Annotated in this window: 14 protein-coding genes; 8 read left to right on the forward strand and 6 right to left on the reverse strand. The window is 47.6% G+C overall.

Features of this window, described 5'->3' with window-relative positions:
• Window positions 1-252: 252 nt before the first annotated feature.
• Window positions 253-939, reverse strand: a complete 687-nt coding sequence (locus CAG64_RS14330; RefSeq protein WP_021706011.1) for a response regulator transcription factor — start codon at window positions 937-939, stop codon at window positions 253-255.
• Between the two features lie 216 nt (window positions 940-1155).
• Between CAG64_RS14330 and CAG64_RS14335 the strand changes: the two genes are divergently transcribed.
• Complete coding sequence (locus tag CAG64_RS14335; protein ID WP_161457373.1) at window positions 1156-3543, forward strand: ATP-binding protein; 2388 nt, start codon at window positions 1156-1158, stop codon at window positions 3541-3543.
• Between the two features lie 50 nt (window positions 3544-3593).
• On the opposite strand, the gene CAG64_RS14340 is transcribed toward CAG64_RS14335, so the two are convergent.
• On the reverse strand, window positions 3594-4121 hold the full coding sequence (locus tag CAG64_RS14340) for a magnesium transporter (protein WP_161457372.1): 528 nt from the start codon (window positions 4119-4121) through the stop codon (window positions 3594-3596).
• Between the two features lie 754 nt (window positions 4122-4875).
• Between CAG64_RS14340 and CAG64_RS14345 the strand changes: the two genes are divergently transcribed.
• The 3 genes from CAG64_RS14345 (at window position 4876) to CAG64_RS14355 (ending at window position 6660) form a co-directional block, all read left to right on the forward strand.
• Entirely contained in the window at window positions 4876-5319 is a 444-nt protein-coding gene (locus CAG64_RS14345; RefSeq protein ID WP_161457371.1) for a DoxX family protein, read from the forward strand.
• A gap of 39 nt (window positions 5320-5358) precedes the next feature.
• On the forward strand, window positions 5359-6054 hold the full coding sequence (locus CAG64_RS14350) for a pirin family protein (RefSeq protein WP_161457370.1): 696 nt from the start codon (window positions 5359-5361) through the stop codon (window positions 6052-6054).
• A gap of 168 nt (window positions 6055-6222) precedes the next feature.
• A complete protein-coding gene (locus CAG64_RS14355) occupies window positions 6223-6660 on the forward strand; it encodes a DUF2780 domain-containing protein (RefSeq protein ID WP_161457369.1) in 438 nt (145 codons plus the stop codon).
• Between the two features lie 61 nt (window positions 6661-6721).
• Here CAG64_RS14355 and CAG64_RS14360 read toward each other — a convergent pair whose 3' ends face one another.
• Window positions 6722-7612, reverse strand: coding sequence for a LysR family transcriptional regulator (locus CAG64_RS14360; protein WP_021705997.1), 891 nt, complete (start codon window positions 7610-7612; stop codon window positions 6722-6724).
• A 139-nt stretch (window positions 7613-7751) separates the two neighbouring features.
• On the opposite strand from CAG64_RS14360, the gene CAG64_RS14365 reads away from it, so the two are divergent.
• The gene (locus CAG64_RS14365; protein WP_161457368.1) at window positions 7752-8108 is read left to right on the forward strand and encodes a DUF413 domain-containing protein; all 357 of its coding nucleotides are present in this window, start codon (window positions 7752-7754) and stop codon (window positions 8106-8108) included.
• Window positions 8109-8211: 103 nt separating this feature from the next.
• Here CAG64_RS14365 and CAG64_RS14370 read toward each other — a convergent pair whose 3' ends face one another.
• Window positions 8212-8463: a DUF3081 domain-containing protein gene (locus CAG64_RS14370; RefSeq protein WP_021705995.1), complete on the reverse strand. Its 252-nt coding sequence runs from the start codon at window positions 8461-8463 to the stop codon at window positions 8212-8214.
• A 360-nt stretch (window positions 8464-8823) separates the two neighbouring features.
• Here CAG64_RS14370 and nagB point away from each other — a divergent pair, with 360 nt between their 5' ends.
• The 3 genes from nagB to CAG64_RS14385 all read left to right on the forward strand — a co-directional run bounded on the left by nagB (window position 8824) and on the right by CAG64_RS14385 (window position 13665).
• Complete coding sequence (gene nagB / locus CAG64_RS14375) at window positions 8824-9624, forward strand: glucosamine-6-phosphate deaminase (RefSeq protein WP_021705994.1); 801 nt, start codon at window positions 8824-8826, stop codon at window positions 9622-9624.
• Between the two features lie 314 nt (window positions 9625-9938).
• Window positions 9939-11729, forward strand: coding sequence for a M28 family metallopeptidase (locus CAG64_RS14380; RefSeq protein ID WP_021705993.1), 1791 nt, complete (start codon window positions 9939-9941; stop codon window positions 11727-11729).
• A 169-nt stretch (window positions 11730-11898) separates the two neighbouring features.
• Window positions 11899-13665 carry an alpha-amylase family glycosyl hydrolase gene (locus CAG64_RS14385; RefSeq protein ID WP_161488358.1) on the forward strand — a complete coding sequence of 589 codons (1767 nt, stop codon included), beginning with the start codon at window positions 11899-11901 and terminating at the stop codon, window positions 13663-13665.
• 65 nt (window positions 13666-13730) lie between these two features.
• On the opposite strand, the gene CAG64_RS14390 is transcribed toward CAG64_RS14385, so the two are convergent.
• Both CAG64_RS14390 and CAG64_RS14395 read right to left on the reverse strand, forming a co-directional pair.
• Window positions 13731-14540: a MalM family protein gene (locus tag CAG64_RS14390; RefSeq protein WP_161452053.1), complete on the reverse strand. Its 810-nt coding sequence runs from the start codon at window positions 14538-14540 to the stop codon at window positions 13731-13733.
• 100 nt (window positions 14541-14640) lie between these two features.
• Entirely contained in the window at window positions 14641-15915 is a 1275-nt protein-coding gene (locus tag CAG64_RS14395; protein WP_021705990.1) for a maltoporin, read from the reverse strand.
• Window positions 15916-16218 lie beyond the last annotated feature (303 nt).

Here is a 16218-nt window from a genome sequence, read left to right on the forward strand (position 1 = left end):
AACTAAGAATGATCTTATGTCACAGGCTATAGGGGCGGAAAAATTGAAAGCATTTAAAAATACAAAGGTATCATACAAGGCATAGTGAAAAACCCCAAGATAGGACAAATCTCACACCTCAATATTGTTTATAAATCTTTTAACTTTATTAAAAATCACCATGCTATTATCAATGTTAATTTTCTATTTAATCATGGTGTTAGCGAACTCTAATACACGAAAGACAATGAAATATTAGTTAGTACATGATGTCTATTCCGAATCAATCTGATATTTAATCTTGAAAAGCTCCTGATCGCTTTTTAAACCCAGCTTCTGAATAGCACTTTGCTTTTGACGACTGATGGTTTTAACGCTTCGGCTAAACTTAGTCGCGATATCCGTCACCGACATACCCGACATAAAACACCGGATAACTTCAGATTCTTTTGGTGATAATTTCGCGATAGCGATGAGGTCTTCAATTTTATTTTTGTCATGAGTATCGCGCGACACTGGAACCACTTCTGCACGAACAGATGCCAATTCGACTGCCATTTGCTGCTCCAAATAAATACGCCCTCCTGCCACCACTCTGATAGCTTTAATCACTTCTTGTAACGCCTGCTGTTTTCCGATAAAACCGCGGGCGCCCCCCCTCAGAGCCAACCCTACCGTTGCTGTATCAAAATGGGCTGACATCATAAGAATGGCGATCTGAGGAAATCGCACGTTAATGGCACGAATTAAATTAAAGCCGTCACTGTCGCCCGGCTGCAACTCATAATCCAATAACAAAACATCTATCGGCTCCCGACGGAGTGCCATGAGGAGACTTTTACTATCGCAGAAACTCCCAATTAACTTCATATCGGCTTCGTTTTCTAAGCGTGCTGACACGCCTTCTCGAACGACAGCATGATCATCCAACAGCATGATTTTAATTTCATTAAAAGACACAGTATTCCCCTAAATGGATGCAGCAGAAACCTTGATTCACTGACCAACTTTGACTTATTAACAATAGACAATGTTCTTATTGTTGATACCGAATGGTCTGAAATGCCATGATAATGTTCAAAATATCAACAGATAAAAATGAGAATACTCTCAAACCCGTCCTTCGCTCTATGAATTACATTTAAGAAAAGCGTCGATCATCTCCAGGTAGGGTCAATGAATCACATCCGATATTTTGTTTTGTTAGCATCTATGGTTTTAGTAGATTTTTTTCCTTCCGCGCATGCTCAATCAAGCTATTCACCAGAAGAGCTAGCCTGGATAAAAGCTAACCCCGAAGTGACCTACTCAATTGATGAATACTGGCCAGTGGAATACTTAAAGGAAGGACAACATAAAGGGTTAACCAGAGACTTTATTGATGAAATTGCCAAACAAACTGGCCTCAAATTCAAATTAATCCAGTCATCAAACTGGAATGATACTCTATTGAAACTTGAGGAGGGCACGTTGCACATGTCTACCGTCGCCTCTCCCAGACTGAAAAAATCCATTCGTGACAAAGTACTGCTCTCCCACCCCTATATTTTTTCAGATGCCATCATAGTGACCCGTTCGGATACTCCGATGTTGTTTGATATCAATACCCTGGCCAGCAAAAAGGTGGCGGTCAAAGGAGGTGGAGGATATGAGTCCTACTTGAGACAACATTATCCGACACTGGAACTGATGCTAATCAACGATCCTAGAGAAGCTTTGGAAGCTCTTTTTCATGGCGCAGTTTTCGCTGTTGTCGGCGCTGATATTGCTCTCAGACCAATAATTTACAGAAAATATTATGGCACGCTCAACATAGCTGGCACGATTGCCGACATGTATTCTGTGGTTAAAATGCCCATTTCTCCCAAATATCCTCTCTTACACTCAATCATCAATAAGTCTCTGGAAAACATGACATCTTTAAAAAATGGGGAGATTTACCTTAAGTGGATTAAGGAGGTGCACATTGGACGGCCGGCTTGGCAGGCTGTATTGAAATATTACGCGTCCGAGATCATCGTGTTCACGCTCGCACTGCTGGTTATCATTGCGCTATACTGGAGAGCGAAACGTGCAGAAGTTCGAGCGGTCGCCAGCGAGGCTGAAAAATCACAATTTTTGGCCGTGATGTCTCACGAAATACGGACTCCAATGAATGCGATATTGGCCACTGTCGATTTACTCCTTAGAACACCACAATCCACCCGACAAAAAGAATTAACCCAACTGGCTAAATCCTCAGCAACGAACTTGATAGAACTTTTGAATGATGTGTTGGACGTATCGAAGCTAGAAACAGATAAATTACAGTTGTCACCGGAGCCAACGGACATTAATGAACTGGCAACCAGTGTCTCGGACGTTCACCGCCTGGCTGCCGATAAAAAAGGAGTCCGACTTCAGCTCTTCACTCAGGATTTAGCTGATGTCCGAGTACATGTCGATCCACTCCGTCTTAGACAAATCCTCACTAACCTTCTCTCTAACGCAGTCAAATTCACTGAGCAAGGCAGCATTGTACTCAAGATCCAGTTGTCGAATATTTCTGCCGAAAATAACAAGGCCACATTGGCGATCTCCATCAAAGACTCAGGTATCGGTATCGCATCAGAGAAACAAGAACGTATCTTCGATGCGTACCAGCAAGCCGATTATTCTGTCGCCAATAAATATGGTGGTACAGGTTTAGGACTCAATATTTGCAGGGAATTGGTCACGCTGATGGATGGCTCTATTAACCTAAATAGTCAACTGGGTGTCGGCACTACCATATCAATCGCGTTACCTGTCAAGTTAGACACAAAAGAACAAGCGAGCTCTTCCCAAACCGTCCTCAATACAATCACTCCACGTTTTAATGAATCGCCAGCAAAAATCCTGGTTGTTGAAGACCTGGCTGTCAACCGACAGCTTATTGAAGAGCAGTTGCGTGAACTGGGCCAACTATGCTCGTTTGCGCAAGATGGACATGCAGCCCTAACACAGCTCAAAGCAAATCAACATTTTGATTTAATTCTCATGGACTGCAATTTACCCGGTATGGATGGCTACCAAGTTACAGAACACATACGTCATTTTGAGCGAGAACAAGGGTTAACACAAACTCCAGTCATTGCTATATCAGCCGCCACTAGTGAACAACACAAACTAAAATGCATCGAATCTGGTATGGACGGTGTTCTGACCAAACCAGTCACGTTAGATGACTTACAAACCATCCTTGATTTATGGTTAGAGGAACCAGAACCAAACTCCAGTCAGTTGGCAGAGGTTAAAAACTATCATTCGCTAGAAGAGTTATATTGGAACACCTGCCAAGACGATCTGGCAAAACTTCGCCGTGCGATAGAAAAAAGTGAATGGATCGATATCAGACACTTCGTTCACCGCTTAAAAGGCGGCGCCCTGACGGTCGGGCTCGATAAGCTTGCGGAACCCGCAAGAAAACTTGAAGAAAGCCTGATGGCCGGAGAGCACTGGTCCATCGAACAACTGCTCTCCTGGCTGGAAAATTATCGGCAACAACTCGAGCGATGGAACACCGCTCGACAAATGCCCGACTAAAGCGACAATTATATCGGTAAGTACGGAAGACCACGCTCACTTACCGACATTTACACGCCTCCACTGCGATGGTATTTCCGACTGCGCAAACGATTCAAGCAGCGATCGCTGATCGCGTTCAACCAGTCGGAAAACGAACGCGATTTGCTCTGATGTAGCCACTTCAAAGCCACTTGCCGTTCCAGTACGCCCAACACCCGTCGCTCTTCATCCAGAACTGGCAACAAGGGCCAGGGACACTGGCGCAACACGTTCGCCGCACGTGATGGTGCCTCGGTCGTATATACGTAGTGATTTGCTCCCTCTATCAGTGCCCGAATCGGCAACATAGGATCAGCCACAGCCAGACTCTGCAAAGGGATCAGACCGAGGTACTCTCCGCTGTCGGAAATAACGACGATTGATTCAATCACCAGATTGGCATGCGCGATCAAGCGAAGACGATTGATGACCCGATACACTTTCAACTCATCCTCAACACAAAAACAGTCTGTGTTGATGTAAGGCTGGATCCGATTAAAGCCGTGCGCTCTGAAGAGAGGACGGCGGTCATTTTGTACAATGTGTGTAATTTTCATAACTCTCATCCAAGTACTGCTTTGGACAGAGAAACCTAGTTGCGTATACGTAACAGCATTATGAGAGTCAGTAACAACGTTAGAACGTCATACCCACTGAACACGGGCACTCTTACGTAAGGCGCAGAATCAACATACCGTTGTTTTGTCGTTTGTTCTTTAAAGCGCTCGCTGGTATCGCCAGTAAGCGGATACTCTGGTGCCAGTCAGTGAACTTCAAAGAAGTATGCACGGAAAATTCGAAGGAAGGATGAGAACGGAGATTCTGCATCTGCCACAAGTTTGGTCTTCAGGCAAATGCAAAAACGGCAACTGCCTGACTAACCAGAAACCCATTGGCATTTTCGACATTTCGAAAAAACCATATTCATTATTCGACTACTCGACGAGTCCATAGGCTTCTGTTGTTCCTCAAAAAAATGAATTTAAATTGAATTGCTCTGTGAGCGAACTGGATGCTATTCCCAGCGCAATCAAAAGTCAATCGTATAGTTTTCATTCAACGTCAATTTGACATCCCAATGACAGAGCAAGCACTGAGCCACAGCATAAACTCCCGTCTCTCGCCTTTTTTCGGACGAACTTTCAGCGCGACAACTCAAACTGGATTTATTCTCCTTCAAATTTTTCGAACGAGTACGTCAATGTCGTCCCATTACCTTACGGAAGAAATGCACCTAAACTTGATATCAAGCATTAAGGGGAGGTCGCTCCCTGAATCAAACAAACCTTCAAATTTATTGAGGAAAGAATGATGAAAGCACTATTAAAAAAAATCAACGCGTCTCAAGCAGGTTACAGCCCACTGGCGCTGCGCGTGCCAATCGGTATCATCCTGATGGCTCACGGTTCACAAAAACTGTTTGGCTGGTTTGGGGGCTATGGCCTGGAAGGCACCGGACAGTGGATGGCATCCATTGGTCTTGAACCTGGTGTGCTTATGGCTTTCATGGCGGGTAGCGCTGAATTTTTTGGTGGTCTGTTCCTGCTACTTGGCTTATTGACTCGTCCAGCCGCCGTCGTGACTGCGTTTACTTTGATTGTGGCGATTTTCTCTGTCCACATCGACAACGGCTTATTTATGTCTAACAACGGTTACGAATTTGGTCTGGCCTTGCTTGCCGCCACCGTTTCTCTGGCAATTTCAGGCTCAGGCAAACTGGCACTGGATAACGTTCTGAGCCAAAAATTAGTGTAACCGGCCGCTTGTGAGCGTTTCCCCCCTGGAGAGCAGAATATGATTACTGTACGACATGCAAACGATCGTGGCCGGGCTAACTTTGGTTGGCTCGATAGCCGACACACGTTTTCTTTTGGCAATTATTACGATCCACAGCACATGGGGTTCTCTGCGCTGCGTGTCATCAATGACGATGTCGTGCAGCCCGGCGCGGGGTTCGATACTCACGGGCACCGCGATATGGAAATCATCAGCTACGTGCTTGACGGCGTTATTAAGCACCAGGACAGTGAAGGTAACATTCAGTCACTGCCCGCGGGTGAATTCCAGTTGATGTCTGCAGGTCGAGGTATTCTTCATAGCGAATTCAACGGCTCAGACAGCGGTACCCTGCGCTTTTTGCAAATCTGGATTCAACCAGACAGCTTTGGTAATCCACCGGGTTATCAGCAAAAAGATTTTGGCCAGCAACCTGGATTAACTGCCATCGCCACACCAGATGGAGCAGATGGTACGTTGCAAATCAAACAAGACGCCAGCTTGTATCAGCTTATCTTGACACCGGGCGCAACGTTTGTCTTTGAAACCTTATCAGAACGCAACACATATGTTCACCAAGTGGATGGCGTGATGCAAGCCAACAGCACTGCTTTGCATAGCGGTGACGGCGCCAAAATTGAGGCCGTTAATGAGGTAACGTTCGCTAACCCGACCAACGAGACCGTCAAAGCGCTGATTTTTGATCTCCCTTAACCTACCTATCAAGGCTCCAACGAGAGCCTTGTTTTACTTCTCTGCTGACAAAACGCGCAATGCGAACGTTCTTATTTCAATTTTCGGTAAATCCGTAAAAATGAGACATACATCTCACTACGAGTGACGTAAAATGCGAATCACACTCAGTCCAAAAGGAAATATAGAATGAATAAAGCGCTTTTTGTGCTGGCAGGCTGCCTTGCAATGACGGCTTGTCAATCCACCGGGTCTCAACCAACGTCACAAAGCCTTCTGCCATCCACCCCTCTGACCAAATCCGTTGCAGGAAACCTGGCTGAGCAGCTCAATATCACGCCAACTCAGGCGGCAACCGGAGCCGGTGCTCTGCTCTCTTACGCACAAAACGCCCTGTCACCGGAAAACAGCCAAGAGCTGTCATCCATGACGGGAGGTCTGAGTTCTCTGGATCTTTCTTCGCTGACCAATACACTCAATAACATGGAAAGTGTTAAAAGCGCATTCTCGGCGGTGGGTCTGAGCCCTGAAATGGTCACGCAGTTTACCCCCATCATTCTGAAAGCCCTGCAATCCCAAGGGGCAAGCTCGTCACTATTAAGTGGTTTGAGTGCTTTGTGGTCGTAAAAGCGGCCAATACGAATAAGGCTCCTAACAAGGAGCCTTATTAATACATATCGTGTCAGCCTTAATCGGCAACAAGCTCTCCGGCCTGCTGCATGCTGTAGCTGCTGAGCGGATCGATGCTTTTCACCAACTCTTCCACCTGACTGATCGCTTCAACGGAAGAGCTATTCTTGCGGTAGCTGAGATAGATCGGGCGCTGCCAGTCTCGAACCCCTTGAACTTTGTGTAGCTGCCCAGAGTTAATGAACGGCTCCACCAGTGAGGCGGGCAGATAGGCACTGCCACCTTTCTCGAGGATAAAGTCCAGCGCGATACGCGCTGTTGAGGTCCTCAGATAAGGGGCCGGTGCTTTAGGGTGACGCTCTGCGTGTTCAGACGCAAAACGCGTTCCCCAGTCCACGTACACGTACTGGCTGTCAAAGACCGTTTCGACAGACTCTTGCTCCGTAGACACCATCAGCAGCACCATATCAGCCACTTTCTTGCACGACAGCTCTTCCGCCTTGATCTGATCAAAAGCAAAAGCCATATCCAGCGTGCGCTCGAGTAACTGGCGATTGAGCTGCTCACGCCCCATTACTTCAGCCATAAAACCGTAGCCGCTTAACGCATCTGTCACCACGCTCAAACAGTTTTGTAAGTAGGCGTCCCACACGTTTGGCGTCCCGCCCATGGTCAATTGCAGCGCTTTACCACTTTCGAGGGAAAGCTCCAGCTTGGCTTGTTGTAATGTCGAGACCATCACTTCTGCGTAGCTGATCAGACGCTCACCGGCAGACGTCAGTTTGATGTTATTTCTGTCACGAATAAACAGCTGTGTATCAAAGTAACTTTCCAGTTGTTTGATGCGTGCACTGACCGCAGCCTGAGTGATAAAAAGATTCTCTGCTGCACGCCCAAAGTGCTTGGCTTTAGCGACCTCAAGAAAGGTCCGGAAGACTTTTACGTCCATAAATCTACCCTTGGTTATTCCGCATCCAGACTAACAATATAAATTTATTGTATCGATAAAAAGTTTTTGTTTTTCTTTTTCAATGTTTACGCCTAACTTTCGCCGTGAGTCATTACTACTGGTTATAGAGGCTTTTGACATGTCTGACATCGAATTCCGTCAAGGCAAAAAACGTTTTTATGACAATGCTAAGTTCCCACGAGGCTTTGCAAAGTCCGGTGATTTTACTCTTGCAGAAGAGGAAATCCTAACTTTTTATGGGGATACCCTGCTGGGTTTGGAAACTGGTGAAATTGAGCCAGAAAATGCCGAGGAAAAGCACTTTCTGAAAGTGCTGGAAAATCCTGGTAAAGCCAAATCCAAACTGGAACGCACCTGGTTAAAATACATTCAGCTGGCGCGTGGTCGTAAGCGTTTTCACACTCTCAATGGTCGTAACAAACCGGATGCAAGTGATGACTACGCAGAGGACTCTGCGTTGGCTGAAGAAGACTGATTTCAGGCCACCAGCCTGGCAGTTGACAGGAATCTTTCTCCCAAAGCCCTGGTACCGGAATCAGGTACAGGGCTTTGTTTTCGATTAAGACAAGGATGTCTGGTTATTTGGCCAACATAGCCACTTTTTTCAGGAAACTGTCACGCAGATGTTCCTGATCGTATTCAAGGTGGTAGGTATTGTGAAAACCTACTTTCAACTCCACACCATTTCCCCGCATATAGACGTTGTAACCGTCATAATCCGAAAACGCTTCGATACCCTCATACATTTTGCCGAATTCAGTGGGCGTCCCTCTGGACATCACAGTTTCGTAGGCTTGCAATACTTTGGTGGGATCCAGTTCGTTTTTCATCACCTTACTCCTTATCAGCCTGATTGAGGTGTCTATTTCACTCATATCTAATGATATAAGCTGTTATCTTAAGTATGGAAAACTTGTGACAAGTATGCCAATCAATCACTTTGAGGCACATCAAACACTGGCTTAATTCAGGTCATAAATTTATAACCTTGATTCACTAAGCTTGGTTGATACTTCCCTCTTTTAACCAGGCAAAAACACGCTAAAAACATGAAGCTCTTCAATTTTCACCCCACCACTCGCGCTAATCAGCTAAAATTTGACCAAAAACAATAGCCGTGCCGACCAACTTATTTTATAATGCAAATTAATTAATCAGGACACGTGATTTCCAAGACTAGGGGCAATAACATGAGACTTATTCCGTTAAGCAAAGCAGCGCAAGTAGGTAAATGGGCAGCCGCTCACATCGCTAAGCGTATCAACAATTTCAACCCAACCGCCGAGCGTCCTTTCGTTCTGGGTCTGCCTACCGGAGGAACCCCTCTGGCCACCTACAAAGCTCTGATCGAGCTCTACCAAGCCGGCGAAGTCAGCTTCAAGCACGTTGTGACATTTAACATGGATGAGTACGTGGGCATTCCGGCGGATCACCCAGAATCATACCGCTCTTTCATGTACAACAACTTCTTCAACCACGTTGATATCCAGGAAGAGAACATCAACCTGCTAAATGGTAATGCTGAAGATCACGAAGTCGAATGCAAACGCTACGAAGACAAAATTAAGGCTTACGGCAGAATTAATCTGTTCATGGGTGGTGTGGGTAACGACGGCCATATCGCATTCAATGAGCCAGCATCATCACTGTCCTCTCGGACTCGTATCAAGACATTGACCGAAGATACTCGTATCGCGAACTCCCGCTTCTTCGATGGCGATATCAGTCAGGTGCCAAAATACGCATTAACCATTGGTGTCGGTACACTGCTGGATGCTGAAGAAATCATGATTCTGGTGACTGGCCATAACAAAGCACAAGCGCTGGAAGCCGCTGTCGAAGGTTGTGTCAACCACCTGTGGACCGTTTCAGCGCTGCAACTGCATCCTAAAGCCGTCATCGTGTGTGATGAACCCGCGACTCAAGAGCTGAAAGTGAAAACCGTCAAATACTTCACTGAACTGGAAGCGGAAAACATTAAGGGTTTTTGATCGCGGTTGCGATTCCCTTTGAGATGATTAGCCACGCATTTGCGTGGCTTTTTTGTCTCTGTTTAAAGCGGTGTGATATTCAGCTGTTCAATAAGTAACACTTAACGAAACTATAAAATTATCATTAAAAGACAAAGAGTTACGAATTCTGTGGATAATGTGAAACCAACACATCATAAAAATGAATATTACATCAGAGAAATGCAAATAGTTTGATATTGATTCCTTTTTCGAAAAACCACACTAATTTAACATATTTATAACTTTTGATTTCGTCAACAATGGGGAGGTTTACTCAACACAAGGAGTCACAAATGCAAGTAAGCATGACAACAAAAAGAACGCTTCTCGCGACCGTCATCAGCTCAACCATGCTCACAGGTTGTTACTGGGACGATCCGAAGAAAGCGGCGGGTTACGTCAGTAGCAAAATTGAACGTGAAGAGGTGGTGGATCATTTGGTCGAGCTGGAAGCTCGTGCATCCAAAACCACAGATGGCAGTTCGGTAACACGTGCAGCCGGCTCTGACGGTTATCAACACTCCGTCGACTACATTATCGAAGTCATGAAAGATCATGGCTACAAAGTCACAACGCAAGAATTCGATTTCCGTGCCTGGGAAGAGTTGAGCGGTACTCAGCTTAACGTTGATGGCGTTGACCTTATCAGCACTCGTGAAGCAGACGAAGGTGTTGAACCGGATTACGCGGTGATGTCTTACTCTGGTGGCTCGGACGGTGAACTGAGCGGTGAATTAGCGTTCGTCACGCCTGACTTTGCGTTCTCCGATCCAAACTACGACGACACCGACGGCTGTGAAGCGAGCGATTTCGACGGCAAAGATGTTGCTGGCAAAATTGCCGTCATTCAGCGGGGTGGCTGTAGCTTCAGCGCGAAAGTGGTTAATGCTGAAAGTGCTGGTGCCAAAGCAGTGATCGTATTCAACCAGGGTAACGATGAAGGCCGTAAATCAGTCGTCAACGGTACACTGGGCAGCGATACCACCGCCTCGATTCCTGCTTTCGGTGCGCGCTACGATCTGGGTAAACAGTGGTTTGATCTGAGCGAGGCTCAAACCATTCCTGCGACTTTGAATGTGAACATTCAAGATGAAATGGTCGTTACTCAGAACGTACTGGCAGAAACGAAGGGCGGCAACCCGAACCAAGTCGTTATGTTGGGGGCCCACCTTGACTCCGTTCCTGAAGGTCCGGGTATCAATGACAATGGCTCTGGTACCGCAGGTCTGCTGGAATACGCTGTTACTCTGGCCAACACCAAAGCTCCGGTGAAAAACAAAGTTCGCTTTGCTTGGTGGGCAGCAGAAGAAGCGGGTCTGGTTGGCTCTGAACACTACACCAGTGAGCTGTTTGGCCCGATTTACGAGCAAGCACAGCAAGAGATTCTGGACGAACTCGGCCTGGAAGACCCAAGCCAGCTGACCGAAGAGCAGCTTGAACTGGTTGACGCGCGTTACAACAAGCTCAACAAAGTGAAGATGTACCTCAACTTCGACATGATCGGTTCACCAAACTACATCTTCGGCGTGATGGATGGCGACTTGTCCGACACCAAAGATAGCCCGGACAACGCCTACACTGGAGACTTCAAACCACCGTTTGGTACGTCTGACATCGAAGCAACCTTTAATGAGTTCTTCTCTGCGAAGTCAGAATCAACCGTTCCTCAAGCGCTGTCAAAACGCTCAGACTACGCTGGCTTTGCTGACTGGGGTGTGGCATTCGGCGGCTTGTTTACTGGTGCCGAGAAAGTCAAAACTGCTGAAGAAGTGGATCAGTTCGGTGGCGAAATCGACGTTGCGTACGACAAGTGTTACCACCAGGCTTGTGATGATCTGAACAACATCAGCCAGAAAGCACTGTATGTCAACACTCAGGCACTGGCCTATGTGACCACTTACTACGCTTTCAGTAAGCCTCTGTTCCCGGCTGAAGAAGAGCAGACCAAAGCCAAAGTAGCTCCTCGTGCCCTGAGTGTGGCTGCGCCAGTGAAGAAACTGCGCATCGGTGAGAAGCTAAAAGCCGCTCACAGTCATTCAGATCACGGCCACTTCCACGGTGACTTCGACCAAGATCGCAAATAAAGCACAGTGATAAGCTTTAAAAGCCACGCGGACGCGTGGCTTTTTATTTGCACCAAATGTTGCCCACTTCACAGTTCATCAACCTGCGCCTCTCAACATCCTTCCGTCGACGAGCCACTCGAATCGCTGTCCGTTATGCTTAACCAAAAGCAGGATGAATGGCAGCACGATGAGCAAACAAAAATACACTGTCTATCAAGTCATGACCCGTCTGTTTGGCAATACTCAAACTCAGCATCAAGCATGGGGAGACAAGGCAAACAACGGCGTCGGAAAGCTCAGTGATTTTACGCCAGAAGCGTTGCAGGCAATCCGCGATCTCGGCATCACTCACCTTTGGCTGACGGGGATTCCTCACCACGCCACCACGAGCGATTATCGCGCATACGGCATCCCACTCGACCACCCTGCTATCGTCAAAGGGCGCGCCGGCTCGCCCTATGCGGTTAGAGACTACTACGCTGTTCACCCAGATCTTGCTGATGAACCAAGCAATCGCAATGCCGAATTTTTGGCCCTGATACAACGAATTCATGCCGCGGAATTAAAAGTGATCATCGATATCGTGCCCAACCACGTCGCCAGAACGTACCAGGGCTTCAACAACCCCGTCGGCGTCTTTGATTTTGGTGCCAACGATGACACGACTTTGGAATACCAGCGCGACAACAATTTTTATTATCTGCCCAACACACCGTTTGAACGGCCAATCTTTCCCGCAGGGTGTGCTCCGGCCGCAAAAAGTGCACACGATTATCTGGAATATCCCGCGCGCTGGAGTGGCAACGGGGCGCGCGCAAGCCGGCCTCAATTCGATGATTGGTACGACACCGTCAAAATCAATTTTGGCGTCACACCTGATGGCCAGGTCGAGTTCGACCGTTTGCCTCCGGGTTACCACGAACAGCCCTATCAGGTGCACGCTGCCTTTTGGCAAGGAAAAACGCTGCCCGACTCCTGGACAAAGTTTCGTGATATCGCCGTCTATTGGTTGCAGCAAGGGGTAGATGGCTTTCGGTATGACATGGCTGAGTTGGTACCCGTCGAGTTCTGGAGCTACCTGAACGCCTCAATTAAGCAGGTGAATCCGGAAGCCTTCCTACTCGCTGAGGTTTATCAACCCGAGTGTTATCGCGACTACATCCAGCTCGGTAAGATGGATTATTTGTACAATAAAGTTGACCTGTACGATCAGTTACGTGCCATTGTGCAAGGAGAAGGATCCACCCGGGAACTTGGCCGCATCGAGTGGCAACTGCGCGATATTGAGCATCACATGATGAACTTTCTGGAAAATCATGACGAGCAGCGTATCGCCTCTGATGCTTTTGCCAAGGATCCACATAAAGCCAAACCGGCCATGCTCGTTGCTACCTGCCTCTCTTCAGCGCCAATCCTGATTTACTTCGGTCAGGAAGTCGGTGAGCCAGGCGCGGAGAATGCTGGTTTCGGCCAGCCATCGCGTACTTCCATCTTCGATTACATCGGAGTACCTCACCATCAACGCTGGATGAACCACGGCCGTTATGACGGTGCGAAGTTGACCGAGGAGGAGCGGACACTGCGCCAGTTTTATCAGCGGTTACTCCAATTGACTATCACCAGCCCGGCTCTGACGGGGAACTACCATGATTTGTACGCCGCCAACTTCGAGGGTTTTTATCCAAATCAAGATCACCTGTTTGCGTTTGCCCGCTCCTGCGCCACGCAAAAACTGATTCTGGTTGCGAATTTCAGTGCCGAGCAAAGCCACAACTTGACGTTGCAGTTACCCAGTGAATTGATGCAACAGTGGTCGCTGTCTGATGGCCACTATATGCTTCACGACTTACTCCACCAACAAGACTACCGGCTGAGCGTTGATAATCATGGCGGGCACGTGACGATGCGTCTTCCTGGATACGCCACGTGCTTTTTACAGTTAACCCCGCCGTAATATTGCTCGTAACAAAAAAGCTCCCTTGCGGGAGCTCTCTATCAACAACATGTATCAATCATCGCTTATTTGCTGTTCACGGCTTTCACAAAGACTTCCTGTGCACCCTGAATATCGAGTGCTTTGGCTTCATCCAGCAGACCTAACGCTTTAGGGATATCATCGGCCTCTACCGCCTTCTTGATGGCATTGTGGTAATAGGACGTCAGATCGGTTCCCTGAGGAATGTTGTCATTGGTCGCCCCCAGTTTTGACGTCACAATATCATTAGCTGAAACGCTCAGCCGGAACTGACCAAGTGGCGCGTGTTTCGCCATCGGATCTGCGATGTCAGGTGGCTGAGTGTGGCGCGCCATCGCAAAGGCTTTTGCTGGGTGCAATACCTGTGAACTGCCTTTTAAATCGTCCGCAGTAGTGTAAATCAGAACCTGCATGTCCCCCCCTGATGTTTCAGGGATCACATTCATGTCGAGAACAAATTTGTCGTTGTCCAGCAGCTTCGCTGGCTCGTATTGGAATTTGGCAAAGTCAGCTTGATAAATCACTTCACCGACCGAGTTGTAAATCACCATAGTCGGTGCAAAAAACTGCAAGTCTTTGCTGACAAAAGACTCCAGCTTGATGTCCAGGCTGCCACGATTCCCTGGCAGGGTGAAAGCAGCAATCGCTCCGGCGCTGTCACCGTTAAGCAGCATCTGGCTTTTGTCTGTCAAGGCGAACTCAGTGACCGTCGGTACATCGAGCGGTAGCCAGTTGATCTCAGACGACTGAGTAATCACCTGCTGGCTGCCCTGAGTATTCATTGCCACTTGCTGCGGTGTTGTACAACCGGTGACTAACATGCCCAGAATTACGGGCGCGAGCCATTTTTTCATAATGATCCACCTCGACCTTGTTGTTATTTTTGTAAAGAAATACAGCCAGATAACTCTGGCTGTATTGGTTTAGGACAGTATAAGATGCTTTAGATGATGATTACCACCATGCTTCAGCTTGCACACCAAACTGGAATGAATCGTCCGATTTGCCGCTGTCGAAGACTTTAGAGCCGTCGTCGTAATCGCTGGTCAGGTAAGATGCGTACAGACGGATTTCTGGGCGAGCCCAGAAGCTTGAGCCTGCAGACCATGCCTGCGCCACGGTGAATTTGCCGTATTTGTTGTCAGCACCATCGTTGTCATCGATGCCGTAACCTGCTTCGAAGATGGTTTTGTGGTTGTCATCCCATTTGTAGACCGGACGAACAACAGCAGACATCGCTTCCCACTTGTCCTGACCATCCCACATATCTTCACCTACACCGTAAACCAGTTGGTGACCCAGTTCCCAGTTTTCACCCAGACCAATCACACCCCAGTTGATGATACGGTAGCCAGATGCGCCGTCTTTAGCTTCTGCGCCGTACCAGTTACCACTGCCGTAGAAGGCCATGATTTTTGAGTAACCTTCAGTACCGTATTGCAATACAGTTTTGTTGAAGCCGTTAGACAGACCCTGAGTCAGTTCTGCAGTCAGCATCACGCCATCTTTAGCATCCTGAGCGGCGTCAGAAGCACCTGATGTTTCGTTGACCATGGCGTAGTCTACGCCAACTTCCAGACTGCCGTTTTCCCACAAAGGAATACCAGCGTAACGCGCGTCAAAAGTGTTTACGTTAACTGCATCGCCGTTAAACTCGTCTGGTACATCGGAACGGTCATTGCGAACCCAAGCCAGAGACAATTTACCCGGACCCGCTTCGATGCCTTCAACACCGGCGCCGGCACCAGAAATGTCCCAGTAGTAGAAATCTGAAATGTGGATGTCATGACGTTGATAAAAACGCTTACCTGCCCACAAGGTTGCTTCAGGCGCAAAGCCCAGCACGCCTTTCGCCTGAACGTTGAACTGACGCAGAGCGAATTGTGCATCGTCCACACATTTCACGTCACTGCCGTCCAGACCACAATTCGACGCGGTGCTTTCCCAGTCGTTCGAACCGTTTGACGTCATGGCAAACATGGAGTCAACGTAGAAGGTTTTACCGTCGTTATTGTAAACTTCTTTGCCCAGCTGAACCTCGCCGTAGATGTCGCCTTCGTTACCCAGACGACCCACTTTTTGCTTCTCAAACGTTACTTGCTGGCCACCGTCAGTACTCATACCAACACCAGCACGCATGTAACCATGAAAATCTACGTCCGCGGCAACGGCGTTACCGCCAGCCAGAGTCGCAGCCACTGCGGCAGCAATTACACTTACTTTTTTCATTGTTAACTCCATTTAGGGTTTCTTATATTTTTTTCCCTCTTTTTCAACGCGCCCATAAAGGCAGAAACAGGCACGCTAATAAAGAGGGTTAAGATGAGGACGAATCCTCGTCTGTTTCAACTGTTGACAGATTACCCAAGGAGAAAAAGGGTGACTTCCTCCACCCCCGGCGAATTTAGGGGGGAGTACTGGGGAGGAGAAAAATAACCGTACGCCATTTAAAAAACGTAGATCACAAATATAGGGGGGAGTAGGTAAGGGAGCGAGCAAATTACGCCGATCAAAGTGCAAACTACGTCAAAC

This window comes from Vibrio sp. V38_P2S17PM301 (assembly GCF_009904845.1).
In the GTDB taxonomy this organism is placed as follows: Bacteria; Pseudomonadota; Gammaproteobacteria; order Enterobacterales; family Vibrionaceae; genus Vibrio; species Vibrio proteolyticus.

Coding starts and splice junctions, on each gene's coding strand:
- CAG64_RS14390 (WP_161452053.1), bottom strand. CDS start 14,540: ATGAAAAAATGGCTCGCGCCCGTAATTCTGGGCATGTTAGTCACCGGT.
- CAG64_RS14365 (WP_161457368.1), top strand. CDS start 7,752: ATGTCTGACATCGAATTCCGTCAAGGCAAAAAACGTTTTTATGACAAT.
- CAG64_RS14350 (WP_161457370.1), top strand. CDS start 5,359: ATGATTACTGTACGACATGCAAACGATCGTGGCCGGGCTAACTTTGGT.
- CAG64_RS14355 (WP_161457369.1), top strand. CDS start 6,223: ATGAATAAAGCGCTTTTTGTGCTGGCAGGCTGCCTTGCAATGACGGCT.
- CAG64_RS14385 (WP_161488358.1), top strand. CDS start 11,899: ATGAGCAAACAAAAATACACTGTCTATCAAGTCATGACCCGTCTGTTT.
- nagB (WP_021705994.1), top strand. CDS start 8,824: ATGAGACTTATTCCGTTAAGCAAAGCAGCGCAAGTAGGTAAATGGGCA.
- CAG64_RS14395 (WP_021705990.1), bottom strand. CDS start 15,915: ATGAAAAAAGTAAGTGTAATTGCTGCCGCAGTGGCTGCGACTCTGGCT.
- CAG64_RS14360 (WP_021705997.1), bottom strand. CDS start 7,612: ATGGACGTAAAAGTCTTCCGGACCTTTCTTGAGGTCGCTAAAGCCAAG.
- CAG64_RS14335 (WP_161457373.1), top strand. CDS start 1,156: ATGAATCACATCCGATATTTTGTTTTGTTAGCATCTATGGTTTTAGTA.
- CAG64_RS14380 (WP_021705993.1), top strand. CDS start 9,939: ATGCAAGTAAGCATGACAACAAAAAGAACGCTTCTCGCGACCGTCATC.
- CAG64_RS14370 (WP_021705995.1), bottom strand. CDS start 8,463: ATGAAAAACGAACTGGATCCCACCAAAGTATTGCAAGCCTACGAAACT.
- CAG64_RS14340 (WP_161457372.1), bottom strand. CDS start 4,121: ATGAAAATTACACACATTGTACAAAATGACCGCCGTCCTCTCTTCAGA.
- CAG64_RS14345 (WP_161457371.1), top strand. CDS start 4,876: ATGAAAGCACTATTAAAAAAAATCAACGCGTCTCAAGCAGGTTACAGC.